At 53.2% G+C, this 359-nt stretch carries 1 pseudogene; it reads left to right on the top strand.

Annotated features, from left to right (window positions below):
* Positions 1 to 359 (top strand): annotated as a pseudogene (locus BP858_RS00495) (transglutaminase); the annotation flags it as partial.

Genomic DNA, 359 nt, shown 5'->3' with positions numbered 1-359 from the left:
GGGACGGTTATCTTCTGGTCGCTTGAGGATAACTACGGGTATGGCGTACCGTTCTCGGGTCTCGCACCGGGGGAGGACCTCAATGTAATGGTTCCATTCAAGGTTTCCGCGCAGAATAGTTCTATCGGAGTGAAACCGATAGCAGTCGCGATCACAGTTGATCCCGGCGGTATTACGTCATGGATCGAAAGAATGCCTATCGATGCCATAGAGAAGTACAACAACGATGCGTCGCATCTCTTCGATCCTGGCGGCGGAGAAAATCTCGAAACGAGCGATCTGTACCATTTCCCGTTCAGTGAGGGGTATAGGGTACTATCCGAAGCAGCGCGGGCGGCTGATGGTACGACAGAGCCGTA

This window comes from Methanoculleus sp. UBA413 (assembly GCF_002502935.1).
GTDB classification, from domain to species: domain Archaea; phylum Halobacteriota; class Methanomicrobia; order Methanomicrobiales; family Methanoculleaceae; genus Methanoculleus; species Methanoculleus bourgensis.
The sequence above is the reverse complement of the archived record's forward strand: the minus strand, read 5'-3'. Positions and strand labels throughout refer to the sequence as shown.